The following is a 25,266-nucleotide window of genomic DNA, read 5'->3' as shown; positions in this document are numbered from 1 at the left end:
GACAGAACAATGAAATTCAGTGAACTGTGGTTACGCGAATGGGTGAACACCGAACTCGACAGCGAGTCGCTCTCTAACCAGATCACCATGGCAGGCCTGGAAGTGGACGGCGTTGAGCCGGTTGCCGGCGCCTTTAACGGCGTGGTTGTCGGTGAAGTCGTGGAGTGCGGCCAGCACCCGAACGCAGACAAACTGCGTGTCACCAAAGTTAACGTGGGCGGCGAACGCCTGCTGGATATCGTCTGCGGCGCGGCAAACTGCCGTCAGGGCCTGAAAGTGGCCGTGGCCACCGTTGGTGCGGTGTTGCCGGGCGATTTTAAAATCAAAGCGGCGAAACTGCGTGGCGAGCCGTCTGAAGGCATGCTGTGCTCCTTCTCCGAGCTGGGTATTTCCGACGATCACTCCGGCATCATTGAGCTGCCAGCAGATGCGCCAATTGGCACCGACCTGCGCGAATACCTGAAGCTCGACGACAATACTATCGAGATCAGCGTCACCCCGAACCGTGCCGACTGCTTAGGCATTATCGGTGTGGCCCGCGACGTGGCGGTACTGAACCAGACCGCACTGAACGCGCCTGAGATCGCCCCTGTTGCGTCCACTATCGCCGACACCCTGCCAATTCAGGTTGAAGCCGCTGACGCCTGTCCGCGCTACCTGGGCCGTGTAGTGAAGGGTATCAACGTTAAGGCGCCAACGCCGCTGTGGATGAAAGAGAAGCTGCGTCGCTGCGGCATCCGTTCTATCGATGCGGTGGTTGACGTGACCAACTATGTCCTGCTGGAGCTGGGTCAGCCGATGCACGCGTTCGATAAAGATCGTATCGAAGGCGGGATCGTCGTGCGCATGGCGAAAGAGGGTGAAACGCTGGTCCTGCTGGACGGCAGCGAAGCCAAACTGAATGCCGACACCCTGGTCATTGCCGATCACGGCAAAGCCCTGGCGATGGGCGGTATCTTCGGCGGCGACCACTCCGGCGTGAATGATGAAACCCGGAACGTACTGCTGGAGTGTGCCTTCTTCAGCCCGCTGTCCATTACCGGCCGCGCACGCCGTCATGGTCTGCATACCGATGCGTCACACCGCTATGAGCGTGGCGTGGATCCGGCCCTGCAGTACAAAGCGATGGAACGTGCCACCCGCCTGCTGATCGACATCTGCGGCGGCGAAGCCGGTCCGGTGATTGATGTCACCAGCGAAGCCCATCTGCCGAAGCCTGCGACCATCACTCTGCGTCGCAGCAAGCTTGATCGCCTGATTGGCCATCACATTGCCGATGCGCAGGTGAGCGACATTCTGCGCCGTCTGGGCTGTGAAGTAACCGAAGGACAGGACCAGTGGACTGCCGTGGCGCCAAGCTGGCGTTTCGATATGGAGATCGAAGAAGATCTGGTGGAAGAAGTTGCCCGTGTTTACGGCTACAACAACATTCCTGATGAGCCGGTGCAGGCTGGCCTGGTGATGGGTTCACATCGTGAAGCCGACCTCTCTCTGAAGCGTGTGAAAACCATGCTGAACGACAAAGGCTATCAGGAAGTGATCACTTACAGCTTCGTTGATCCAAAGGTGCAGCAGCTGATCCACCCGGGCCAGGATGCCTTGATCCTGCCAAGCCCAATCTCCAGCGAAATGTCCGCCATGCGTCTGTCCCTGCTGACCGGCCTGCTGAACACCATCGTCTACAACCAGAACCGTCAGCAGAGCCGCGTGCGCATCTTCGAGAGCGGTCTGCGCTTTGTGCCGGATACGCAGGCCAATCTGGGCATCCGTCAGGATCTGATGCTGGCAGGCGCTATCTGCGGCAACCGCTATGAAGAGCACTGGGATCTGAGCAAAAACAGCGTTGATTTTTATGACCTGAAGGGCGATCTGGAATCGGTGCTCGATCTGACCGGTAAATTGTCTGAAATTGAGTTCCGTGCTGAAGCTATTCCAGCCCTGCATCCGGGCCAGAGCGCCGCGATTTATCTGAAAGGTGAACGCGTTGGTTTCATTGGTGTTGTGCACCCGGAGCTGGAGCGCAAGCTGGATCTTAATGGCCGTACGCTGGCGTTCGAACTGGAGTGGAACAAGGTCGCAGACCGCGTCATTCCTCAGGCTCAGGACATTTCTCGCTTCCCGGCGAACCGTCGTGATATCGCGGTTGTGGTGGCCGAAAATGTGCCTGCCGCAGATATTTTGGCCGAATGTAAGAAAGTTGGCGTAAATCAGGTAGTTGGCGTAAACTTATTTGACGTGTACCGCGGCAAGGGCGTAGCAGAGGGCTTTAAGAGCCTGGCTATCAGCCTGATCCTTCAGGATACCAGCCGTACACTCGAAGAAGAGGAGATTGCCGCTACCGTCGCCAAATGTGTAGAGGCATTAAAAGAGCGATTCCAGGCATCATTGAGGGATTGAACCTATGGCGCTTACAAAAGCTGAAATGTCCGAATATCTGTTTGATAAGCTTGGGCTTAGCAAACGGGATGCCAAAGAGCTGGTTGAGCTGTTTTTCGAAGAGATCCGTCGCGCTCTGGAAAATGGTGAGCAGGTAAAACTCTCCGGCTTTGGTAACTTTGATTTGCGCGACAAGAATCAACGTCCGGGTCGTAACCCGAAGACGGGTGAGGATATTCCCATTACAGCCCGCCGCGTGGTGACCTTCAGACCCGGCCAGAAGTTAAAAAGCCGTGTCGAAAACGCTTCACCCAAAGCAGAGTGATATGATCTAACCAAAAAGGCCGCTGATGCGGCCTTTTTTCTTTGCGCTGCTGTAAACCCACCGTAAAATCAATTACATCATTCACCCGCAAAATGACTCCAATGCCCGAATTTGCCCGTCAGCAGTACCGCTCCGATCTGCGTAAATTGCTCTTTTTGTTGCTGGCGCTGGTGATCGCGCTGGGCGTGAGCCTATGCGCCGGCGATCGGTGGATCGGGCCTGAGGCATGGTTTACTCCCCGGGGGGAGCTGTTTATCTGGCAAATCCGCCTCCCGCGCACCCTGGCCGTGGTGCTGGTAGGCGCGGCGCTGGCGCTTAGCGGCACCATCATGCAGGCCCTGTTCGATAATCCGCTGGCAGAGCCAGGATTATTAGGCGTCTCGAACGGTGCCGGGGTCGGGCTGATTGCCGCCGTGATGCTCGGTGGCGGAGCGCTATCGGGCTGGAGTTTAAGCCTCTGCGCTATCGCCGGGGCGCTGATCATTACCCTTATTTTGCTGCGTTTTGCCCGTCGCCATCTCTCCGTGAGCCGCCTGCTGCTTGCCGGGGTGGCGCTGGGGATCATCTGTAGCGCCCTGATGACCTGGGCGGTCTATTTCTCCACCGCCTTCGATCTCCGTCAGCTGATGTACTGGATGATGGGCGGCTTCGGCGGCGTGGACTGGGGGCAGGGCTGGCTGATGCTGCTGCTGGCACCGGCTATCGTATGGGCCTGCTTTCAGGCCGCGCCGCTGAACATTCTGGTGCTGGGGGAGATTTCCGCCCGCCAGCTCGGCCTGCCGCTCACCTTCTGGCGCAACACGCTGGTGGTCGCCATCGGCTGGATGGTGGGGGTGAGCGTGGCCCTGGCTGGCGCGATTGGATTTATTGGTCTTGTCATCCCCCATATGCTGCGTTTGTGTGGTATTACCGATCACCGGCTGTTGCTGCCCGCTGCGGCGGTGACAGGGGGTGCAACGCTGCTTTGCGCTGATATTATTGCGCGCCTGGCACTCAACGCCGCGGAGCTGCCCATTGGGGTAGTGACCGCAACGCTGGGCGCACCCGTGTTTATCTGGCTACTCTTAAAAGCCGGACGTTAAGTACAGCCCATCTGAACCACAACCTGAGAGAATGCTATGCCGAACGATATTCTGAACACTGAAGTAACGACCATTGATGGCAAAACCACCACCCTGGAAGAGTTCAAAGGCCAGGTACTGCTGGTAGTGAACGTGGCATCGAAATGCGGCCTGACGCCGCAGTATGAGCAGCTCGAAAACATCCACAAAGCCTGGGCAAAGGATGGCTTTACCGTGCTCGGTTTCCCTTGCAACCAGTTCCTCGGCCAGGAGCCAGGTAGCGAAGAGGAGATCAAAACCTTCTGCAGCACCACCTATGGCATCACCTTCCCGATGTTCAGCAAAGTCGAGGTCAACGGCGAAGCGCGCCATCCGCTGTATCAAAAACTGATTGCCGCCGCACCGGTGGCTGTCGCGCCTGAAAGCAGCGGTTTTTATGAGCGTCTGGCGAGCAAAGGTCGCGCGCCGCTCTATCCGGATGACATCTTATGGAATTTCGAAAAATTCCTGATTGGCCGCGATGGGGAAGTGGTCCAGCGTTTTGCGCCGGATATGACGCCTGAGGACCCGATCCTGATGGAAGCGATTAAGCTGGCACTCGCGAAGTAATGTCGATTCTGATGCAGCTCAATGGCGTGGCGGAACACGGGCGTCTGCAGCCGCTTTCCGCCCAGGTGAATGCGGGAGAGATCCTGCACCTGGTCGGCCCGAACGGAGCAGGCAAAAGCACATTGCTTTCGCGTATGGCCGGGCTGAGCGCCGGGCAGGGCGAAATCCTGTTGCAGGGGGAATCCCTTCCCCGGTGGTCCTCCGCGTCGCTGGCCAGCCGCAGGGCTTATCTGGCGCAGCAGCAAACTGCGCCCTTTGCCATGCCGGTCTGGCACTATCTGACGCTGCATCAGTACGACAGTCAGCAAAAAACGCTGTTAAGCGAGGTAGCAGCGGCGCTGGGGATTGAGGATAAGCTGTCGCGACACGTCAGCCAGCTCTCCGGCGGGGAGTGGCAGCGCGTGCGGCTGGCTGCGGTGATCCTGCAAGTTCACCCAAGCGGCAACCCGCACGGCCAGCTGTTGCTACTGGACGAGCCGATGAACAGTCTCGACGTCGCCCAGCAGGTGGCGCTCGACCGGCTGTTAAGCGCGCTGTCCCGCCAGGGCATTGCGGTAGTGATGAGCAGCCACGATCTGAACCACACGCTGCGCCACGCCCATCGTGTCTGGCTGCTGAAGCGGGGTCAGCTGATCGCCAGCGGCACGCGCGACAGCGTGTTGACGCCGCCGAATCTGGCCAAAGCCTACGACATGTCCTTCCGTCGGCTGGATATCGAAGGTCACAGAATGATCATTTCGACGTCGCAGGAATAACCGCTTGTTGCAGAGCGACATATTCACAGGCTAAATTACAGAAAGCACAAAAAATCAGAGGATTCGTCAGGAATGCGATTCTGTTTTCTCCTTGTGGCCGCGCTATTTCTTGCAGGATGCAGCAGCCATCGCGCACCGCCGCCGAATGCGCGGCTGTCTGATTCTATCGCCGTGATTGCAGGCCTGAACGATCAGCTGCATAACTGGGGCGGCACCCCTTATCGCTACGGCGGCATGTCGCGTGGTGGAATTGATTGTTCGGGTTTTGTGCTGCTGACTTTCCGCGATCGGTTTGCGCTCAAGCTGCCGCGCGAAACGCGCCAGCAGGCAACTATCGGCACCGAAATTGATAAAGACGACCTGCTCCCGGGCGACCTGGTATTCTTTAAAACCGGTTCTGGCGAAAGCGGGCTGCACGTCGGGATTTACGACACCGATAACCAGTTTATTCATGCCTCCACCAGCCGGGGGGTGATGCGTTCCTCTCTTAATAACGTCTACTGGCGCAAAAACTTCTGGCAAGCCCGACGTATTTAGTCCTGTCGCGCCCCCTGGCGCGACATTTTCTTTCATCTGAAAATGAAATTCATTAGCCGGCCTTAATTGTGTAGAAATAGTTAGCCGCTGAATTAATTTGATGCAATTCTTGTTCTTAACGACAACTGGCTATTAAGCAGTATCCAGGATAAGATTATTTCAGGACTAAGGAAAATCCGAATATTTAATGGAACGAATGAAATTAATCTTATTAAAATCCATAAAGTTGAATTGCTTCAGCATATGTTTCAGGATGTCTTGTATCGTTTTTAAACCGGGTCGGACGCCATGATTGTGATGCTGGATATTGCTTATCAGTCTGAATTGTTATTACTCCCTGCGCGACATGATTCCGGGGCGCTTACCGGCCTTGAAATAGTCGTGAACTTTGTCGGGGTGGATAATCAGGTCCGTATTCCAACGGAGCTGGTGCGCCCGTACCTGTCTCCCGCGCAAGAGCTGGCGCTGTTTCAGGAACAACTGGCAATGCTCGACAGCTGCAAACTCTTTTTTATTCAGCAACAGCTGACGGCATGGATAAATATCTCTCCGATCATTGTTGAATACCTGTTAACGGAAGAAAACGGGGTTGCAATAGGTGAGCAACATCCGTGGCTGGAGTTCTGCATTAATGAGAATTATCCGGATCTGAATAAAGGCAATATGAATACTGCCTTGATGGACTTTGCCCTGCGTTTTCCTCTGGTGCTGGGCAATTTTGGCGCCGGGGATGCCTCCACTAAAGCCATTTTTGATGGCATGTTTAAACGTGTGGCGCTGGATAAAAACTTCATTCAACAGCATTTAAATGATAATACATTCGAACTGTTATTACGGGCGATCATGACTCAGGTTTCGCCTTACTGTCAGTCGTTAATGGTGGCGGGCGTGGACGATGAGCTTGTCCTGCAGCGCCTGTCGGCATTTGGCTTTAGCGCCATGCAGGGCGGGTTATGGCCTGCCGTTCCCCTTGAACGCATTACCACCCTGGTGCAGGGATAACCCTTTTCTTGCCTGGTGTTTAACATCTGATAAACCCACTACACTAAAAGCAGGAGGACCTATGACCCTGTCTTTTACCGCGCACTGGCATGACGAATTACCCGGTTTTTATACGGCTCTGAAACCCACTCCCCTGAATAATGCTCGCCTGATCTGGCATAACACGGCGCTGGCCGCCGAACTGGCGATCCCGAACTCGTTGTTTAGCCCCGGGCAGGGCGCTGGCGTCTTTGGCGGCGAAACCCTGCTGCCGGGCATGCAGCCGCTGGCCCAGGTCTACAGCGGCCATCAGTTCGGCGTCTGGGCCGGACAGCTGGGGGACGGGCGGGGGATCCTGCTCGGCGAACAGCAGCTGGCCAACGGGCAAACGATGGACTGGCACCTGAAAGGGGCCGGACTAACCCCTTATTCACGGATGGGCGACGGGCGCGCCGTGCTGCGCTCGACTATCCGCGAAAGCCTGGCCTCAGAAGCCATGCACTATCTCGGGATCCCCACCACCCGCGCGCTGTCGATCGTCACCAGCGACACGCCGGTGGCGCGTGAGACTATGGAGCAGGGGGCGATGCTGATCCGCACCGCTCAGAGCCACGCCCGCTTCGGTCATTTCGAGCACTTCTACTATCGCCGCGAGCCGGAAAAAGTTCGCCAGCTGGCGGATTTTGTCATCAAGCATCACTGGCCGCAGTTGCAGGACGATGCCGATAAATACATCCTCTGGTTCCGGGATGTGGTGGCGCGAACTGCCGCCCTGATCGCCAGCTGGCAGACGGTCGGCTTTGCTCACGGGGTGATGAACACCGATAACATGTCGATCCTCGGTCTGACGATGGATTACGGCCCGTACGGTTTCCTTGACGACTACCAGCCGGGCTATATCTGTAACCACTCGGACTATCAGGGTCGCTACAGCTTTGATAACCAGCCGGCAGTGGGCATCTGGAACCTGCAGCGTCTGGCGCAGTCCCTGTCGCCGTTTATCGATGTTGACGCCCTCAATGACGCGCTGGATGGCTATCAGGAGGTCCTGCTGCAGCAGTACGGCAAACTGATGCGCCGCAAGCTGGGGCTGATGACTCAGGAGAAAGGCGACAACGAGCTTCTGAATACCCTGTTTGCGCTGATGGCGCGGGAAGGCAGCGACTACACTCGCACCTTCCGTATGCTGGGGCAAACCGAGCAGCACAGCGCCGACTCACCGTTGCGTGACGAGTTTATCGACCGGCAGGCCTTTGATGACTGGTTTGCGACTTATCGCACGCGTCTCCAGCAGGAGAACATCGCCGATGATGAGCGTCAGGCGCAGATGAATGCCGTTAACCCGGCAATGGTGCTGCGCAACTGGCTGGCGCAGCGGGCGATTGAGCAGGCGGAGAAAGGGGATTACGCCGAGCTGCACCGGTTACACGAAGCCCTGCGGACACCGTTTGCCGATCGCAGCGATGATTATGTCAGCCGCCCACCCGACTGGGGTAAGCGGCTGGAAGTGAGTTGCTCGAGTTAGGGCGCGAGAAACACCTGGGGGGTAGCGTTCAACGGATGCTGCCCCACATGCACCTGCGCCCCGTACCAGCGTGCCAGGTCATCGGCCTGCAGCACCGACGCTGGCGTTCCCTGAGAGACAATTTCCCCCTCATGCAGGAGCACAATCCGGTCGGCCCATAAGGCGGCCAGATTGAGATCGTGCAGCACTACGCAGACGTGCAAATTCCTTTGCGCAGTCAACGCCTTCAGCAGCCGCAGCAGATGCTGCTGGTGGTAAAGATCCAATGCCGAGGTCGGCTCATCGAGAAACAACCAGCCCCGCGGTGCGCCGTGGCACCACAGCTGTGCCAGTGCCCGGGCGAGCTGAACGCGCTGCTGCTCTCCCCCCGACAGGGCCCCATACTGACGACCGGCCAGCGGCTCACAGCCGGTAAGCTGCATCACCTCGCTGACGATCTGCGGCTCAGGCTGACTCGTCCAGGGAGAACGTCCCATCCCGATCACCGCTTCTACCGGCCAGTCAAAGCCCAGCTGAGTTTGCTGGCGCATCACGGCCCGCTGGCGCGATAGCGCCTGGGTGCTCCACCCCGTCAGCGGCTTTCCGTCCAGCAGACAGCGCCCGGCATCCGGCTTAAGAAAGCCGGTTAACAGGCGTAGCAGGGTCGATTTCCCCGCGCCGTTGGGGCCGATCAGCGCCACCAGCTCGCCTGGCGCGAGGGACAGGGTGACGTCCCGCACCACTGCCCGGCCTGCGACGCGATAAGACAAGCCTTTAGCAATAAAGGATTCACCCATGCTGACCTCCACGGCGGAAAATTAACCACAGGAACCAGGGGGCACCAAGAATGCTGGTCAGTAATCCTACCGGCATCTCCGCCGGGGCGACCAGCGTCCGCGCGGCGGTATCGGCGATCAGCAGCAGAAACGCACCCGCCAGCACCGAACCGGGGATCACCGCCCGGTGATCGGAGCCCAGCCACATCCGCATCAGGTGCGGCACCACCAGGCCAATAAAACCGATCACTCCGCTGACCGCCACCGCAGCGGCCACCAGCAGGGCGCTGCACAGAAGCAACACACGCTGAACGAGCCGCACGTCAATACCCAGATAGTGCGCTTCCTCCTCGCCCAGTTGCAGCAGATTAAGGGCCGATGCCAGCCGCCAGATCACCAGCACGGTGGGGATCATCAGCGAGGTGACCGCCAGCAGAGTGGACCACTGGGCCTGGCCGAGGCTGCCCATTCCCCACAGTGAGAGCTGGCGCAGCTGGGCGTCGTTACTGACCCAGGAGAGCACGCCCACCGCCGCGCCGCACAGGGCGTTGATGGCGATCCCCACCAGCAGCAGCCGCGAGAGCGAACTCTCCCGCTGCTGGCTGAGCAGGAAGATCACGATTGTTGCCGCCAGCGCGCCGAGAAAGGCCGCCAGCATCGGGGCGTAAAGCATCAGCAGGGCGGGGAGGGTTATTGGCAACACCACCCACAGGGCGACGGCGCAGGCGGCACCGCTGCTGATCCCCAGCAATCCAGGATCGGCGAGGGGGTTGCGGAACAGCCCCTGCATCACACAGCCCGCCAGCGCCAGCGAGCCGCCAATCACCAGCGCCAGCAGCACCCGGGGCAGGCGAATGGTGAGCCAGATCTGGCGCAGCGCCTCGTCACTGTTGCTCCACAGCAAAGTCACCGGCAGGCGCAACGCGCCAAAACCGGTGGCCAGCAGCGTCATCATCGCCAGCGCCATTGCCAGTCCCCACAGGGAATAGCCGATCCGGCGAGGCATCAGGGCAACTGCCCGGCTTTGCTGCGCAGCTGCCCGATGGCCTGCGGGGTGCGCACGCTAAACCCGAGCAGCGCCATATCGTCAATCTGCAACACCTGTTTATTACGCCCGGCCGGGGTTTGCGCCAGACCTGGCAGCTTCCACAGATTCGCTTCTCCGCCCATCGCCTTTACGCCATCCTGTGAAATCACCACCAGATCGGGCTGGCTGGCAATCACCCCTTCCTGGGAGAGCGGCTGATAGCGGGAGAACCCCTGCATGGCGTTTTGTAGACCGGCCGCGCGGATCGCCGCATCAGCACCGGTATCCTGCCCGGCGGCCATAGCGGTCATCCCGCCGTGGTTGAGGATAAACAGCACCCGCTTATTGATCGGTGAGGTGGGCAGTGCGGCCAGCTCCTGCTGCAGGCGCTGGCGCAAGGCTTCCCCTTGTGCAACGCGGTGCGTCGCCTGGGCCACCACCCGCACTTTCTCGTCGATTACGCTGAGGGCGTTACTGCCCGGCACCGTCACCACATTAACCTGACTCTGCCCGACCTGTTTCAGGGCCAGAGACGGCTGCGCCTGGGCGCTGGCTAACACCAGCGTCGGGCGCATCGCCAGGATCCCCTCGGCATTGAGCTGGCGCAGGTAGCCCACGTCCGGCAGGGCGGTGACCTGCTCCGGCCACTGGCTGGTGCTGTCGCGCGCCACCAGCGAACCTTCGGCCCCCAGGGCGTAGACAATCTCCGTCACGTCGCCGCCGAGGGCAACGATCTTCTCCTGCGCGGCGCCAAAGGCGGCCAGCGGGAGCGCGACAAGGACGGCGAGCAGTTTTCTCATGCGGCCAGCCCTTTTACCGTCAGGGCGTCGATCTGCGAACGCCACTGGCTCTGTTCAGGCTCGCCTTCCGTGCGCTGACCGTACAGCTGGGCGATCTGGGTTCCGTCGGCGGCAAAGAGTTCGAGGCTGGTGACATGGCCATCGGCGGTGGGTTTGCGCGTCACCCAGCTTTCGGCGATGGTCTCCTCCAGCAGATGCAGGGTAAAAGCCGGGTTGAAGATGTTCAGCCAGCCCTTCATCGGCACCACTTTCTCGACCGCGCCGGTGAAGATCTGCACGCAGCCGCGGTTGCCGACGAAAATCATGATCTCGTTGCCATCCTCACGGGCGCTGTTCAGCAGCTGGGACAGGGCGCTGTTATCCACCTGACAGGCCAGATCGTCACCCACCAGACGGAACGCCTGCTGACGGGTCAGACTGTGGCGCTTCAGCAGGCCAAAGAACTGATGCACGTCAGTCATGGCGCGCCACTCGCTGTCCACCGTTAGCGCATCAGCGCTGGCCACGTTGACTGCCGGATCGGCAGCTTTCAGCGCCAGCGGCGGGTTATCGGCAAAGATAAAGCGCGACAGCACGTCGCCCCAGGCTGAGACGTCGGTGTTATCGGTGGTGTAGACCTTCAGCAGGGCGTCGCCCTGATGGTCGAAAAACTGGATACTCTGACGTTCGCCACGGGCGTTGGTCTCGGTGATATGAAACGCGCTCGCCCACTGGTGGAGGAACAGACGCAGATCGAGGGCGCGCGGGTTGAGTATCAGTCCGGCGTGGCCGTTCAGGTGCTGATGGGTAAAGGTGCCTACCTGCTCGTGGACCGCGTATTGGTTGCGGCAGATGCATTTGGTTTCACCCACGGCTTCCAGCGCGCCGAGGATCTCGCGGATTTCGCCGTGCAGACGCCACGCATTGTGGCCTACCCGGGCCCAGGTCAGTTCGGCTTCGCTGATGTTCATCAGGGCAGCGATATCACGCGCGTATTTCCCGGGATTCTGTTCTTTTAGTTCAAGCCAGCGTGTGTAGTGATTCATTGTCTCTTCCTTCGGGATAAATGCCCCGGCCGAACCGGGGCAGGGTAATTACCACTGATAACTCACAAAAATCTTGCCGTTGCGGCCATCCTGCGGGATGCCCTGCGGAGACCAGTACTCTTTGTCGAAAGCGTTGCCGAGTACCAGGGTGGTGGTCACACCTTTCAGCGCCTGCTGCCCCTGATAGCTGACGTAGAAATCATTCACCGCGTAGCCCGGCTGGTGGCTGTAGCTGCTGCTCACGTGGGTGGAACGATCGGCGAAGGTACCGATCCAGCCGACGCTAAAGCCGCTTTGCGCCAGCGGGACATCCAGCTTGCTGGAGACGGTGTCCGGGCTGATGCTGGAGATGTACTCGCCGGTGTCGCTGTCTTTGCCGCGGGTGCGGTTATAGGCCAGGTCGAGGTTGAACAGGCTGGCGGAGTATTTCGCCATCAGGTCCCAGCCCCAGATTTTGGCGTTCGGCACGTTGTACGACATGGTGGTCGCAGCGGCAAAATCGACGGTGGTGGAGATGTAATCTTTGGCATGGGTATCAAAGTAGCTGGCTTTGAACTCCAGTGCATCGTTTGCCAGCAGTAGATCGTCAAAGCGCAGACCAAACCCGTACTCCTGGGTTTCGTTAGTTTCCGGGCGCAGGTTCGGGTTCGGCACCCAGTAGTTGGTGTAGAACCGGCCAATGGAGAAGTGTTTGGCGTCGTTATACATTTCGCCCATCGTCGGGGCGCGGAAGGCCTGGGCATAAGAGCCGAATAGCATCAGCCAGTCCGCGGGGGAGACGGTGATCCCGGCGCGCGAGGACCATTTATCGGCGTCCACATCGTCATAGCCATCGCTGCTGCCGCGGTAGTTATCGTAGCGGGTACCGCCCAGCAGGGTGATCGGCAGATCGCGCAGGGTGATCTCATCCTGGATCCAGCCGGAGCTGAAATCGATGCTCGCATCCGGGAAGCCGGTAGTGGCACCGGACGGCTCCTGCTCCTGACGGTAATACTCCCCGCCGTAGGTCAGCAGGTGCGAGGCGAAGGAGTCGGCGAACAGGCGGGTGCGGTTCTCCACTTTGCCGCCTTTGGTGGTCTGCTGGCGGAATTCGCCGCTGCCGTCGATATTCTGGGCATTGATACGCGCTTCAGACCAGTAAAGGCGGGCATCGGCGTTCAGCCAGTCGTTGCCTGCCGGGGCGAGGTGATACCCGAGCTGCACGTCCCGCTGAATGGTGGAGCGGTCGGTCATCGGGTTGCTGCTGTCATCCGCCTCGATGGTCTGCGGGTTTTTTGGCTCCTGTGCGGCGTTGTTGTAGTAACGCAGCGAGCCGCTCAGGGACTGGGCCTGATCCATCTGCCAGCTGCCTTTCGCCAGCATATTGTTGATCGATTCGTCATTCGGCGCGGTGCCGCCGCCGCCCTGGCGGATATCTCCGCGATCCCGGCTTGACCAGGCCACCAGACCGTCGAGGGTGTCGGTACGGCCAAAGGCGCTGGCCCCCATGCCGAGGCTGTGATCGCCGGTGGCGGCGGTACCAAATACGCGGTAGCCGCTGGTTTGTCCGGCCTGGTGCAGATCTTTCGCGTCGGCGGTGTCATAGGCGATCACCCCGCCCATCGCGCCGCTGCCGTACAGCAGCGCCGAGGGTCCGCGCACGATCTCGATACGCTTGATCAGCGCCGGGTCGAGGAAGGTACTGTTCAGGTGACCGGTATCGGTGCCCTGACGCACGCCGTCCACCAGCACCAGTACGCCGCGACGATCGTATCCGCGCAGATTGACGTCCTGGCCGTTGGTGCGCCCGGTGCCGTCCAGAGTCAGGCCGGGCACGTGGCGCAGCAGATCGGCGGCGGAGCTGGCGGTTTGATTTTCCGGGTCGGTAGCATCAATGACGCTGACCATCATCGGGGCTTCAAAGGCGCTGCGGGCATTGCCGGTGGCGGTAACGGTCATGTCGTCGGTGGCGGCAACCGCTACTCCTGGCAGGGCACTGACAATCGCCAGCGCCAGCAGCGACGGGCCTAAAGACGCGGTATTCAGGTATGGCATGAGCCACTCTCCATTTAAAAGTGAAAAGCGCTGGCTGCCTGGGGGAACCTGGGTGGCTGGCGGGGGGAACTTATTTTGTGAGGATCAATTTTCCGGCATGTGTCTGACGCAGCAGGTAGTGCTGGCCGTCATGCTCAATTATGACGCGGCCTTCCTCGCCCAACAGCTGTTTACTGTCGATGCGACGGTCGGTTGCGCCTGGGGCAGGCTGTGTTTTGTCTTCAGGACGAGTGAGCGTTGCTGCAGTGTTATCCATACGTGACATAATGTTTTTCAAAATAGCAATCAATGTAACAATGATAATCATTATCAACAAATCGATTTTGACGGCAAGCGTTTTATGAAAAAACAATGAGGTGGGAATGGTGCGGCCTGGGAAAAAGCCGGGTAAGCACAACGCCACCCGGCATGGTTTTTAAAAACGACTATCAACTGCAGAGGCAAGTTTATCCAGCAACACCTCGGTATCTTCCCAGCTCAGGCAAGGGTCGGTAATCGACTGACCGTAGGTGATGGGCTGACCGACCACCACTTTTTGCGTGCCTTCGCGCAGGAAGCTTTCGGCCATGATCCCGGCGATAGCGGTTGAGCCGTTGCGGATCTGCTGGCAAATCTCATCGCAGACGTCCAGCTGACGGCGGTGCTGTTTCTGGCAGTTGCCGTGGCTGAAATCCACCACCAGCTGCTCGGGTAGGTCGAACTCACGCAGGGTATCGCAGGCTTCCGCCAGATCCTGAGAGTGATAATTCGGCTGTTTGCCGCCGCGCATGATGATGTGCCCGTAAGGGTTGCCGCTGGTCTGATAGATAGTCATCTGACCGGTCTTGTCCGGAGACAGGAACATATGGCTGGCCCGCGCGGCGCGGATGGCGTCCACCGCGATACGGGTATTACCGTCGGTACCGTTTTTAAAGCCCACCGGGCAGGAGAGCGCCGAGGCCATTTCACGGTGGATCTGGCTTTCGGTGGTGCGGGCGCCAATGGCCCCCCAGCTAATCAGATCGGCGATAAACTGTCCGGTCACCATATCGAGGAATTCGGTGGCGGTAGGCACGCCCAGCTCGTTGACCTGCAGCAGCAGCTTGCGCGCCAGCTGAATGCCGTGATTCACCCGGTAGCTGCCGTTCAGATCGGGATCGGAGATCAGCCCTTTCCAGCCCACCACGGTGCGCGGCTTCTCGAAGTAAGTGCGCATCACGATTTCCAGACGGGAGTGGTGTTTATCCCGCAGTCCCTTCAGGCGCTGGGCGTAGTCCATTGCGGCATCAAGGTCGTGAATAGAGCAGGGGCCAACAATCACCAGCAGGCGGCGATCTTCCCCGTTAAGGATTTTTTCAATACGTTTGCGTGACGTTGTCACGTTTTCTGCCACTGCCGCAGAAACAGGGTACCGCTGGGCCAGTTCAGCTGGCGTGACCAGACTATCGATACGCGCTGTGCGGAGTTCATCGGTTTTATTCATGGTATTTCTCAGAATGTAGTGCTTCATCGGTAGCTTACCGGGAAGTGATGGGCATCACCTTAAACCAATCCCCGCTGAATTCAAGTGCAGGGCACCTGCGTGCCCTGTGATGGAGTGGGAGTATAAAGGATTATGGACTTGTGTACTAGCCTGTTAGTACATGCGGCGGTTGAGGCCCATAATGTCGAGGATTTTGGTGGCGATCTCTTCTACCGAATAGTTAGTACTGTTCAGCCACGGAATGTTGTTCTTGCGGTACAGGGCTTCGACTTCGGCGACTTCCAGACGGCACTGGCGCATTGAGGCGTAGCGGCTGTTCTCCCGGCGCTCTTCGCGAATCGCCGCCAGCCGTTCCGGGTTAATGGTCAGGCCGAAGAGCTTATGCTGCAGGGGTTTCAGCGCTGCCGGGAGGACGAGATTGTCCATGTCGTCGGCAATAAAGGGGTAGTTCGCCGCGCGGATCCCGAACTGAAGCGCCAGATAGAGGCTGGTGGGGGTTTTACCGCAGCGCGAAACGCCGAGCAGAATGACCTGGGCCTGATCGAGATTACGCATTGAGATACCGTCATCGTGGGCGAGGGTGTAATCAATGGCGGCGATACGGGCGTCATACTTGATGATATTCGCCGGGTTCAGGCCGTGGGTACGGTGTGCCACCGGGGTCGGATCCAGCTTCAGCTCCTCCTGCAATGGGGCCACCAGCGCCTGGACAATGTCCTGACAGAAGCCTTCACTTTGCAGAATGATATTGCGGATTTCCGGGATCACGATCGAGTAGAACACCAGCGGACGTTCACCGGTCTGCTGGAAAATGGCGTCAATTTGATCTTTCACCGCTCGGGCACGGCTCTCGTTTTCCACGAACGGCAGCGTGATGCTGTTGATAGAAACCGGGAATTGCGACATCACCGCATGGCCCAACACTTCGGCGGTGATTGCCGTACCATCGGAAATATAAAAAACGTGGCGATCGACAGCATTATCCATTTTGCACACTCTGTATATCAGATGTAATTGACTGAAAGCATAAATTAAAAAAGTAAAATACAACAGTCAACGCCGGACGGAAATTAAAAATGAAACGCTATTTTTATTTTTAATGAAAGGGGTGTTTCATTTTTCAAAATCACCCTAAAGTCTGAGTTTTTTTGTGGGATTCCATAAGAATCATCAGGTTAGGATTTAAGCGGGAACAGTCTGAAAAGCTAAAAAATAAAAGTGCTTACACGATTCACCGTTTTTTTAGCGCGAATAAATATGACAGTATAAATACGCAGTAAGGAGTTTCTTAAAACCCGTTCATATATCACAAAAGGATTGTTTCGATGTCCAACAATGGCTCGTCACCGCTGGTGCTTTGGTATAACCAACTCGGCATGAATGATGTAGACAGAGTTGGAGGCAAAAATGCCTCCCTGGGTGAAATGATTACGAATCTGTCCAGTATGGGTGTCTCCGTACCGAATGGATTTGCGACTACCGCCGATGCCTTTAACTATTTTCTGGACCAAAGCGGCGTAAACCAGCGCATTTACGAACTACTGGATAACACGGACATTGATGATGTCTCTGAGCTTGCAAAGGCCGGGACCCAAATCCGTCAGTGGATCATCGATACACCTTTCCAGCCTGAACTGGAACAAGCCATTCACGACGCCTACAACCAGCTCTCTGCTGATGATGCGCAGGCCTCCTTTGCCGTGCGCTCCTCTGCTACCGCAGAAGATATGCCGGACGCCTCGTTCGCCGGGCAGCAGGAGACCTTCCTCAACGTGCAGGGCTACGATGCCGTGCTGGTGGCAGTAAAACATGTGTTTGCCTCCCTGTTTAACGACCGCGCGATCTCCTACCGCGTGCATCAGGGTTATGACCACCGCGGCGTGGCGCTGTCGGCTGGCGTGCAGCGCATGGTGCGTTCGGATCTGGCCTCGTCAGGCGTGATGTTCTCTATTGATACCGAGTCGGGCTTCGATCAGGTGGTCTTTATCACCTCCGCCTGGGGTCTGGGCGAGATGGTGGTGCAGGGTGCCGTTAACCCGGACGAGTTCTACGTTCACAAGCCAACCCTGGCAGCGGATCGCCCGGCTATCGTGCGTCGCACCATGGGCTCGAAAAAAATCCGCATGATCTATGCTCCGACTCAGGAGCATGGCAAGCAGGTGCGGATTGAAGATGTGCCGCAGGAGCAGTGCGACCGCTTCTCGCTGACCGATGCCGAAGTGCAGGAGCTGGCGAAGCAGGCAGTGCAGATCGAGAAGCACTATGGCCGTCCGATGGATATCGAGTGGGCCAAAGATGGCAACACCGGCAAACTGTTTATCGTCCAGGCGCGACCTGAAACCGTGCGTTCCCGCGGTCAGGTGATGGAGCGTTATACGCTGCATGCCCAGGGCAACATCATCGCGGAAGGCCGCGCCATCGGCCACCGCATCGGCGCTGGCCCGGTGAAAGTCATCCATGACATCAGCGAAATGAACCGTATCCAGCCGGGCGACGTGCTGGTGACCGACATGACCGACCCGGACTGGGAACCGATCATGAAAAAGGCGGCGGCGATTGTCACCAACCGTGGCGGGCGTACCTGTCACGCAGCGATCATCGCCCGCGAGCTGGGTATCCCGGCCGTGGTGGGCTGCGGTGACGCCACCGAGCGCATGAAGGACGATCAGAACGTGACCGTCTCCTGTGCCGAAGGCGATACCGGCTACGTCTACGCCGAGATCCTCGACTTTAGCGTGAAGAGCTCCAGCGTGGACACCATGCCGGATCTGCCGCTGAAGATCATGATGAACGTCGGTAACCCGGACCGCGCCTTTGACTTCGCCTGTCTGCCAAACGAAGGCGTTGGCCTGGCGCGTCTGGAGTTCATCATCAACCGCATGATCGGGGTTCACCCGCGCGCGCTGCTGGAGTTTGACGACCAGGATCCGAAGCTGCAGAAAGAGATCCGCGAGATGATGAAGGGTTACGACTCGCCGAAAGAGTTCTACGTTGGCCGTCTGACCGAAGGGATCGCCACTCTGGGCGCAGCCTTCTACCCGAAACGCGTCATTGTGCGTCTTTCCGACTTCAAATCTAACGAATATGCCAACCTGGTAGGCGGCGAGCGTTACGAGCCGGAAGAAGAGAACCCGATGCTGGGCTTCCGCGGCGCCGGTCGCTATGTCTCTGACAGCTTCCGCGACTGCTTTGCGCTGGAGTGCGAGGCGGTGAAACGCGTGCGCAACGACATGGGGCTGACCAACGTCGAGATCATGGTGCCGTTTGTGCGTACCGTCGATCAGGCGAAAGCGGTTGTCGACGAGCTGGCCCGTCAGGGGCTGAAGCGCGGCGAGAACGGGCTCAAAATCATCATGATGTGTGAGATCCCGTCCAACGCCCTGTTGGCCGATCAGTTCCTGGAACACTTCGACGGCTTCTCTATCGGCTCCAACGATATGACGCAGCTGGCGCTGGGTCTGGACCGTGACTCTGGCGTAGTCTCTGCGCTGTTTGATGAGCGTAACGAAGCGGTGAAAGCGCTGCTGTCGATGGCCATCCGCGCGGCGAAGAAACAGGGTAAATACGTTGGCATCTGCGGTCAGGGACCTTCCGACCATGAAGACTTTGCAGCCTGGCTGATGGAAGAGGGGATCGACAGTCTGTCCCTGAACCCGGACACCGTGGTGCAGACCTGGCTGAGCCTGGCGGAACTGAACAAGTAACGTCACGTTTCTGCAACGCATAAAGGCGAGGACTTCGGTCCTCGCCTTTTTTATTCAGAGCGCACTAACCCGCTGTAATGACGAGTTTTTCTTTATAGTTGCCGAATTCTGGATAAAAAAAAGCCCACCGTGGGAGGCGGGCAAAGACTACACACAGCAATTCGTTGTTTCACTCAGGGGATTTCCATGCTTATAAATCAAGGTGTTGTTGATTCATAACCGTGACCTAATAGTAGGCATGGTGAATTTTTGCGTCGATCAGATTCGTCTCAATAGTTTAAAGAAAGTGAAGATTTTATGAGGGGAATGAGGCAATTGCAGATAAAAGCGGGTTAAGCCGCGCTTAAGGGAAATCCAAATGATAAGTGGCGCTTAACATTCTGGTGGGCGAACCCACCAGAACGAGGGAAATTACTTTCTCAGCTCTCGCTCGTCCTGAAGCCTCTGGAGCAGGACATCCGGGTCAGTTGGCGGGAGCGGCACTTCCTGCACCCATGCGGAGAACAGCCGCCAGGAGACCGCCAGCAGCACCGGCCCGATAAACAGACCGATCATCCCGAAGGCAATCAAGCCGCCAATAACGCCGGAGAGGATCAGGATTAACGGCAGGTCGGCACCCATCTTGATCAGGATTGGGCGAATGACGTTATCCATCGTACCCACCACGCAGCTCCAGACCAGCAGCACCGTGCCCCAGGTGGTATCACCGCTCCAGTAGAGCCAGACAATCGCCGGGACCAGTACCAGCAATGGACCCAGCTGCATCAGACAGGTTAACAGCATCAGCACCGTAAACAGGGTGGCGTACGGCACGCCGGCGATCGCCAGACCAATCCCTCCCAGCACCGACTGCACCAGCGCCGTTACCACCACGCCTAACGCCACCGCGCGCACGGCCTGCGCCGCCAGCAGCATCGCCGCATCGCCACGGGCCGACGCCAGACGTGTCGCAAAATGACGAACCCCGAGCGCCACCTGCTCGCCGCGCCAGTAGAGCAGGGCGCTGAACAGCAGCATCAACACGCAGTGGACCACAAAGCGGCCCAGGTGTGCGGCGGTACCGACAAACCAGGTGGTGGTTGCGCCAATGTAGGGCCGCACTTTTGCCATGATCGCGCTGCCGCCCATGTCCAGCAGGTTATGCCAGCCTGCATAGAGCTTATCGCCAATCAGCGGAATGTCGTTCAGCCAGTCCAGCGTCGGGAGCGTCATCTCCCCGCTGGTGAAGTTAGCGATCAGCGGACCGCTGCCGTCCACCAGGCTGTTAACGAGTAAGGCGACAGGAATAACAAACAGCAGCACCAGCAGCAGCGTCATTACCAGCACGGCCAGCGCACGGCGACCAAACAGCAAACGCTCCAGCCGGAGAAAAAGCGGCCAGGTGGCGATAACCACCGTCCCCGCCCAGGCGAAGCCAAGAATGAAGGGTTGAACAATCCACAGACACGCAATAATCATGATTGCCAGAAACAGCACCGACAGCAAAACTTGTGCAACGTCCCTGGGCTGGTGTCGATTGACCATAGTTGAAATTTACCTTTGAAATACACCGGAAAGGCCGGTGAGAACAGGAAACCGCATCACTCTAATCATTAGTGATTTCAGCGATTTTTAACAGGCTGATTCTGCCTGTAATTCTGTCGGGCGCATATGAATAAAATGTGATACAAAATGTGAGATACAACGCAAACGATTATCTACAACAATTCAGATGGGGCAGGGTCGACAGTAATGATCCCACAAATTTCTCAGGCACCTGGCGTCGTTCAGCTGGTGGTCAATTTTTTGCAGGCTTTGGAGCAACAGGGTTTTACCGGCGATACCGCCACCAGTTATGCCGACAGGCTGACTATGGCGACCGACAACAGTATCTACCAGCTACTTCCCGATGCCGTCGTGTTTCCCCGTTCTACCGCTGATGTGGCCCTGCTGGCCCGTCTGGCCTCCCAGGAGCGTTTCGCTTCGCTGATCTTTACCCCCCGCGGTGGCGGCACCGGCACCAACGGCCAGGCGCTGAACACCGGCATCGTTGTCGATATGTCCCGCTATATGAACCGCATCATCGAGATCAACCCGGAAGAGGGGTGGGTGCGGGTAGAAGCCGGGGTGATCAAGGATCAGCTCAACCAGTATCTGAAGCCCTACGGCTACTTCTTTGCCCCGGAGCTCTCGACCAGTAACCGCGCCACCCTCGGCGGGATGATCAACACCGACGCCTCGGGTCAGGGCTCGCTGGTGTATGGCAAAACCTCCGATCACGTCCTTGGCGTGCGGGCGGTGCTGCTGGGGGGCGATATCCTTGATACCCAGCCCGTGCCGGTCGAACTGGCCGAGACGCTCGGCAAGGACAACACCACCGCCGGACGCATCTACCGCACCGTGCTGGAGAGCTGCCGTGATAACCGTCAGCTGATTATCGATAAATTCCCGAAACTGAACCGCTTCCTGACCGGCTACGATCTGCGCCACGTCTTTAATGACGACCTGAGCCAGTTCGATCTGACCCGCATCCTGACCGGTTCCGAAGGCACACTGGCCTTTATCACCGAAGCGCGTCTCGACATCACCCGACTGCCAAAAGTGCGCCGCCTGGTGAACGTCAAGTACAACTCCTTTGATTCCGCGCTGCGCAACGCTCCCTTTATGGTGGATGCCCGCGCGCTGTCGGTTGAAACCGTCGACTCGAAAGTGCTCAACCTGGCGCGGGAAGATATCGTCTGGCACTCGGTCAGCGAGCTGATTACCGACGTGCCCGACAAAGAGATGCTGGGCCTGAATATCGTTGAGTTTGCCGGTGATGACGCTGCGCTTATCGAAAGCCAGGTCGATGCCCTGTGCCAGCGGCTGGACGAGCTGATCGCCCGGGGCGAGGGCGGAGTGATTGGCTGGCAACTGTGCAACGAGCTGGCCGGTATCGAGCGTATCTATGCGATGCGTAAAAAAGCGGTGGGCCTGCTGGGTAACGCCAAAGGCGCAGCCAAGCCGATCCCCTTTGCCGAGGATACCTGCGTTCCGCCGGAACACCTTGCCGACTACATTGTGGAATTCCGCGCCCTGCTGGACAGCCACGGCCTGAGCTACGGCATGTTCGGCCATGTCGACGCCGGGGTGCTACACGTTCGTCCGGCGCTGGACATGTGCGATCCGCAGCAGGAGATGCTGATGAAGCGGATTTCCGATGAGGTCGTCGCGCTCACCGCGAAGTACGGCGGTCTGCTGTGGGGCGAGCACGGGAAAGGGTTCCGCGCAGAGTACAGCCCGGCCTTCTTTGGCGAGGCGCTGTTTGGCGAGCTGCGCAAAATCAAGGCGGCCTTCGATCCGGACAACCGCCTTAATCCGGGTAAAATCTGCCCGCCAGCGGGCGTCGATGCCCCGATGATGCAGGTGGACGCGGTTAAACGCGGCACCTTCGATCGTCAGATCCCGATTGCGGTGCGCGCCTCCTGGCGCGGCGCGATGGAGTGTAACGGCAACGGCCTGTGCTTTAACTTCGATGCCAAAAGCCCGATGTGCCCGTCAATGAAGATCACCAGCAACCGTATCCACTCCCCGAAAGGGCGTGCGACGCTGGTGCGCGAGTGGCTGCGTCTGCTGGCCGACCGCGGCGTGGATCCCCTGGCGCTGGAGAAAGAGTTGCCGGAAAAACGCGCCAGCCTGCGCACCCTTGTCGAACGCACCCGCAACAGCTGGCATGCGCGCAAAGGGGAGTACGATTTCTCCCACGAAGTGAAAGAGGCGATGTCGGGCTGTCTCGCCTGTAAAGCCTGCTCCACCCAGTGCCCGATTAAGATCGACGTGCCGGAGTTCCGCTCGCGTTTCCTGCAGCTCTATCACAGCCGTTACCTGCGCCCGGTGCGCGATCACCTGGTGGCGACGGTTGAGAGCTATGCCCCGCTGATGGCCCGCGCACCGAAGACCTTCAACTTCTTTATCAACCAGCCGCTGGTGCGCAAGCTGTCCGAGAAGCATATCGGCATGATTGACCTGCCGCTGCTCTCCACCCCGTCCCTGCAGCGTCAGCTGGTGGGCCACCGCTCCGCCAATCTGACTCTGGAGCAACTGGAAGCCCTGAGTCCGGAGAAAAAAGCGAAAACTGTGCTGGTGGTGCAGGATCCCTTTACCAGCTATTACGATGCGCAGGTGGTGGCTGACTTTATTCGCCTGGTCGAGCGGTTAGGCTATCAGCCGGTACTCCTGCCATTCTCACCGAACGGCAAAGCCCAGCACATCAAAGGATTCCTCAATCGTTTCGCCAAAACGGCGCAAAAAACCTCTGACTTCCTCAGCCGGGTGGCGCTGCTGGGAATGCCGATGGTCGGGGTCGATCCGGCGCTGGTGCTCTGCTACCGCGACGAGTACAAGCAGACCCTCGGCGACAAGCGTGGCGAATTCCACGTGATGCTGGTGCATGAGTGGCTCCCGACGATTGTCGAAACGCAAACTGCCCAGGAGACCAGCGGCGAATCCTGGTATCTGTTCGGCCACTGCACCGAAGTGACCGCGCTGCCGGGCGCGCCTGCCCAGTGGGCGACGATCTTTGCTCGCTTTGGCGCGAAGCTCGAGAGCGTGAGCGTCGGCTGCTGCGGCATGGCCGGAACCTACGGCCATGAGGTGGTGAATCATAAAAACTCGCTGGGGATCTATGAGCTCTCCTGGCACCAGGCGATGCAGCGCCTGCCGCGCAATCGCTGTCTGGCGACCGGCTATTCGTGTCGCAGCCAGGTCAAGCGCGTCGAGGGTAGCGGCGTGCGCCATCCATTGCAGGCCTTACTGGAGATTATGGGATGATCTGGAAACGTGCGGTGACCCTGCAGGCGCTAAACGCCATGAGCGACGGGAACATGGTGGGGCTGCTGGACATTCAGTTTACCCGCATCGGCGAGGATGAGCTGGAGGCGACCATGCCGGTGGACAGCCGTACCCATCAGCCCTTTGGCCTGCTGCACGGCGGCGCGTCAGTAGTGCTGGTCGAAACCCTGGGCTCGGTGGCAGGCTATCTCTGTACCGAAGGGGAGCAGAAGGTGGTGGGGCTGGAGGTGAATGCCAACCACATCCGTTCCGTGCGCAGCGGGCGGGTACGTGGTGTCTGTCGCGCGCTGCATACCGGCGGGCGGCATCAGGTGTGGCAGATTGACATCTTCGATGAACAGCAGCGTCTGTGCTGCTCGTCGCGGCTGACCACCGCGGTGGTATAAAACGAAAGGCCGCGACAGCGGCCTTTTTTCTCTTTCTATCTTGTTGAAATTGCAGCGCTTCCTGGCGGGCAGCAATTTATGTTAATTCGCGCCTCAAAGTTTATGAGACTATTCCTATGCTCCTTCAAGAGCTAAGCCAGTATGAGTGCCGGAGATAAGCGCCGGATGGAGCAAGAAGCCCTGAAGATTACCTCCGGTAGTCTTAAGGGCTTTCTTTTTTGTGCACCCCACTCGCGATCTTTTCCCTTCAGTAATCGTCTCTTACATCCTGCATGGCAGACACAATAACCAGACCCGTAATGACCACGGTAAGGATGGCGACTATCAATAGTGCAGTAAGCATATCCCCTCCTGATGCTGGTCCTGTAAGGCAAGGATAGCGCACCCGAAGGCCATCCATCGCCAGTGCCCCGGCCCTTTCAGAATACGCTTACAGGTATGAGCAGCCGCGTCGGCCAACTCCCTATCTCAAAAATAGGCATTTTCTATACATATTTTGCATTTATCCCATTCAGCCGCGAATAACGGGGAAATAACGCTTTTTATCAGTCGTTTAAGTAAATGTGATCAACCCTGTTAACCCCCGTAGCAGGGTCTATGCTTAATGAAAGTAGCCAAAAAGGGCGGTTAAGCCGAATGCCCCTGCAACTGAGGGGTTGAAGTGATAATCATTATCACTAACATGGTGTTATGCCCTGGGGGCGCACTACAAGAGGTGAATATATGCAACAGCATTCAGAAACATTTGATCCGACGGAATTTGCGTGGCGTGGATTGTCGCTTACACCTGCCGCAGCGGCGCATATTCGCGAGCTGGTGAGCAAGCAGGCGGGCATGCTGGGCGTGCGGTTAGGCGTTAAGACGACCGGGTGCGCCGGTTTTGGTTATGTTCTGGATACCGTCAGCGAACCGGCTAAGGACGATCTGCTTTTTGAGCAGGACGGCGCCCGACTCTATGTCCCCTTGCAGGCGATGCCGTTTATTGACGGTACCGAAGTGGACTACGTGCGCGAAGGCTTAAACCAGTTATTCAAATTCAATAACCCGAAAGCCCAGAACGAATGCGGCTGCGGCGAAAGTTTTGGGGTATAGGCG

At 58.2% G+C, this 25,266-nt stretch carries 21 protein-coding genes and 1 other RNA gene; 12 read left to right on the top strand and 10 right to left on the bottom strand.

Going from position 1 to position 25,266, the window contains the following annotated elements:
• Window positions 1–9: 9 nt before the first annotated feature.
• The 8 genes from pheT (at window position 10) to selO (ending at window position 8,169) form a co-directional block, all read left to right on the top strand.
• Window positions 10–2,397 carry a phenylalanine--tRNA ligase subunit beta gene (gene pheT, locus LG383_RS09735; protein ID WP_225759001.1) on the top strand — a complete coding sequence of 796 codons (2,388 nt, stop codon included), beginning with the start codon at window positions 10–12 and terminating at the stop codon, window positions 2,395–2,397.
• Window positions 2,398–2,401: 4 nt separating this feature from the next.
• Window positions 2,402–2,701 (top strand): integration host factor subunit alpha, encoded by a 300-nt coding sequence (gene ihfA, locus LG383_RS09730; RefSeq protein WP_006820203.1) that lies wholly within the window; start codon window positions 2,402–2,404, stop codon window positions 2,699–2,701.
• Between the two features lie 101 nt (window positions 2,702–2,802).
• Complete coding sequence (gene btuC, locus LG383_RS09725; RefSeq protein WP_225759000.1) at window positions 2,803–3,783, top strand: vitamin B12 ABC transporter permease BtuC; 981 nt, start codon at window positions 2,803–2,805, stop codon at window positions 3,781–3,783.
• Between the two features lie 36 nt (window positions 3,784–3,819).
• Window positions 3,820–4,371, top strand: a complete 552-nt coding sequence (locus LG383_RS09720) for a glutathione peroxidase (RefSeq protein WP_106993638.1) — start codon at window positions 3,820–3,822, stop codon at window positions 4,369–4,371.
• On the top strand, window positions 4,371–5,126 hold the full coding sequence (btuD, locus tag LG383_RS09715) for a vitamin B12 ABC transporter ATP-binding protein BtuD (protein ID WP_225758999.1): 756 nt from the start codon (window positions 4,371–4,373) through the stop codon (window positions 5,124–5,126). The genes LG383_RS09720 and btuD overlap by 1 nt, the downstream gene beginning before the upstream one ends.
• 72 nt (window positions 5,127–5,198) lie before the next feature.
• Window positions 5,199–5,663 carry an NlpC/P60 family protein gene (locus LG383_RS09710; RefSeq protein ID WP_106993640.1) on the top strand — a complete coding sequence of 155 codons (465 nt, stop codon included), beginning with the start codon at window positions 5,199–5,201 and terminating at the stop codon, window positions 5,661–5,663.
• A gap of 288 nt (window positions 5,664–5,951) precedes the next feature.
• A complete protein-coding gene (locus LG383_RS09705) occupies window positions 5,952–6,665 on the top strand; it encodes an EAL domain-containing protein (RefSeq protein ID WP_225758998.1) in 714 nt (237 codons plus the stop codon).
• Window positions 6,666–6,726: 61 nt separating this feature from the next.
• A complete protein-coding gene (gene selO, locus LG383_RS09700; protein WP_225758997.1) occupies window positions 6,727–8,169 on the top strand; it encodes a protein adenylyltransferase SelO in 1,443 nt (480 codons plus the stop codon).
• On the opposite strand, the gene LG383_RS09695 is transcribed toward selO, so the two are convergent.
• The 8 genes from LG383_RS09695 to LG383_RS09660 all read right to left on the bottom strand — a co-directional run bounded on the left by LG383_RS09695 (window position 8,166) and on the right by LG383_RS09660 (window position 16,259).
• Window positions 8,166–8,945: a heme ABC transporter ATP-binding protein gene (locus tag LG383_RS09695; protein ID WP_225758996.1), complete on the bottom strand. Its 780-nt coding sequence runs from the start codon at window positions 8,943–8,945 to the stop codon at window positions 8,166–8,168. The genes selO and LG383_RS09695 overlap by 4 nt on opposite strands.
• Window positions 8,938–9,930 carry an iron ABC transporter permease gene (locus tag LG383_RS09690; protein WP_225758995.1) on the bottom strand — a complete coding sequence of 331 codons (993 nt, stop codon included), beginning with the start codon at window positions 9,928–9,930 and terminating at the stop codon, window positions 8,938–8,940. The genes LG383_RS09695 and LG383_RS09690 overlap by 8 nt, the downstream gene beginning before the upstream one ends.
• A complete protein-coding gene (locus LG383_RS09685) occupies window positions 9,930–10,751 on the bottom strand; it encodes a hemin ABC transporter substrate-binding protein (protein ID WP_166182240.1) in 822 nt (273 codons plus the stop codon). Before LG383_RS09685 ends, LG383_RS09690 begins: the two co-directional genes overlap by 1 nt.
• Window positions 10,748–11,776 carry a hemin-degrading factor gene (chuS, locus tag LG383_RS09680; protein ID WP_225758994.1) on the bottom strand — a complete coding sequence of 343 codons (1,029 nt, stop codon included), beginning with the start codon at window positions 11,774–11,776 and terminating at the stop codon, window positions 10,748–10,750. The genes LG383_RS09685 and chuS overlap by 4 nt, the downstream gene beginning before the upstream one ends.
• A 48-nt stretch (window positions 11,777–11,824) precedes the next feature.
• Window positions 11,825–13,810 (bottom strand): TonB-dependent hemoglobin/transferrin/lactoferrin family receptor, encoded by a 1,986-nt coding sequence (locus tag LG383_RS09675; RefSeq protein WP_225758993.1) that lies wholly within the window; start codon window positions 13,808–13,810, stop codon window positions 11,825–11,827.
• Window positions 13,811–13,880: 70 nt separating this feature from the next.
• The gene (gene hemP / locus LG383_RS09670; protein WP_181247255.1) at window positions 13,881–14,117 is read right to left on the bottom strand and encodes a hemin uptake protein HemP; all 237 of its coding nucleotides are present in this window, start codon (window positions 14,115–14,117) and stop codon (window positions 13,881–13,883) included.
• A gap of 108 nt (window positions 14,118–14,225) precedes the next feature.
• Entirely contained in the window at window positions 14,226–15,272 is a 1,047-nt protein-coding gene (gene aroH / locus LG383_RS09665) for a 3-deoxy-7-phosphoheptulonate synthase AroH (RefSeq protein WP_106993882.1), read from the bottom strand.
• 153 nt (window positions 15,273–15,425) lie between these two features.
• Window positions 15,426–16,259, bottom strand: coding sequence for a pyruvate, water dikinase regulatory protein (locus LG383_RS09660; RefSeq protein ID WP_106993648.1), 834 nt, complete (start codon window positions 16,257–16,259; stop codon window positions 15,426–15,428).
• A 338-nt stretch (window positions 16,260–16,597) separates the two neighbouring features.
• Here LG383_RS09660 and ppsA point away from each other — a divergent pair, with 338 nt between their 5' ends.
• Window positions 16,598–18,976, top strand: a complete 2,379-nt coding sequence (gene ppsA, locus LG383_RS09655; protein WP_225758992.1) for a phosphoenolpyruvate synthase — start codon at window positions 16,598–16,600, stop codon at window positions 18,974–18,976.
• 112 nt (window positions 18,977–19,088) lie between these two features.
• Here the strand turns inward: ppsA and rprA are convergent.
• An RNA gene (gene rprA, locus LG383_RS09650) (antisense sRNA RprA) lies at window positions 19,089–19,199 on the bottom strand.
• A gap of 188 nt (window positions 19,200–19,387) precedes the next feature.
• Window positions 19,388–20,500 (bottom strand): AI-2E family transporter YdiK, encoded by a 1,113-nt coding sequence (ydiK, locus tag LG383_RS09645; RefSeq protein WP_225758991.1) that lies wholly within the window; start codon window positions 20,498–20,500, stop codon window positions 19,388–19,390.
• 207 nt (window positions 20,501–20,707) lie between these two features.
• Here ydiK and LG383_RS09640 point away from each other — a divergent pair, with 207 nt between their 5' ends.
• From LG383_RS09640 to sufA, 3 genes are all read left to right on the top strand, one after another.
• Window positions 20,708–23,764: an FAD-binding and (Fe-S)-binding domain-containing protein gene (locus LG383_RS09640; RefSeq protein WP_225758990.1), complete on the top strand. Its 3,057-nt coding sequence runs from the start codon at window positions 20,708–20,710 to the stop codon at window positions 23,762–23,764.
• A complete protein-coding gene (gene menI, locus LG383_RS09635) occupies window positions 23,761–24,171 on the top strand; it encodes a 1,4-dihydroxy-2-naphthoyl-CoA hydrolase (protein ID WP_225758989.1) in 411 nt (136 codons plus the stop codon). Before LG383_RS09640 ends, menI begins: the two co-directional genes overlap by 4 nt.
• Window positions 24,172–24,894: 723 nt before the next feature.
• Window positions 24,895–25,263, top strand: a complete 369-nt coding sequence (gene sufA / locus LG383_RS09630; RefSeq protein ID WP_106993654.1) for a Fe-S cluster assembly scaffold SufA — start codon at window positions 24,895–24,897, stop codon at window positions 25,261–25,263.
• The last annotated feature ends 3 nt before the right edge of the window (window positions 25,264–25,266 follow it).

The organism is Leclercia sp. Marseille-Q4284 (assembly GCF_916618945.1).
Taxonomy (GTDB): Bacteria; Pseudomonadota; Gammaproteobacteria; order Enterobacterales; family Enterobacteriaceae; genus Enterobacter; species Enterobacter tamurae.
The sequence above is the reverse complement of the archived record's forward strand: the minus strand, read 5'-3'. Positions and strand labels throughout refer to the sequence as shown.